The organism is Robertmurraya korlensis, from assembly GCF_023715225.1.
GTDB lineage: Bacteria > Bacillota > Bacilli > Bacillales > Cytobacillaceae > Robertmurraya_A.
Map to the genome: position 1 here is coordinate 1 of NZ_JAMBNS010000114.1, position 445 is coordinate 445.

Consider the following 445-nt stretch of genomic DNA (forward strand, 5'->3'; position numbering starts at 1 on the left):
TGAAAGATCAATCCGGGGTCTTGCAGTAGTGGATTCAAATCTTTGCCATCCACGGGGATGCTGGGTAGACTGCGATTAAAAGGTGACGACACAAAAATCACCATGCTTAGCATCATCATTTGCACAAAGGCTATAATCACCAACACGCGTGCGCGCATGGCAAGCGGCAGGCTTCGACTAAAAACGGCCACCGCCGCGCCCCAAGTGGCCAAAATGGTGACCCACAATAACAGTGAACCTTCATGCCCACCCCACGTGGCGGATAGGCGATAGTACCAAGGCAGCAAAGAATTTGACTGATTAGCGACATAAATCAACGTAAAATCATTGGCATAAAACCCATACATCAGGCACAAAAATGACGTACCGGTTGCCAAAAACTGCGCAATGGCAAAACTTCCCGCCAGTCGTTGCCAAGCAGGTTGGTGTTTAAACACCCCGACTG

General features: G+C 49.4%; 1 protein-coding gene. It reads right to left on the reverse strand.

The window, feature by feature from the left end:
- The coding region (gene ccsA / locus M3175_RS26035; RefSeq protein WP_251524606.1) for a cytochrome c biogenesis protein CcsA at positions 1–445 on the reverse strand (445 nt) is incomplete at both ends.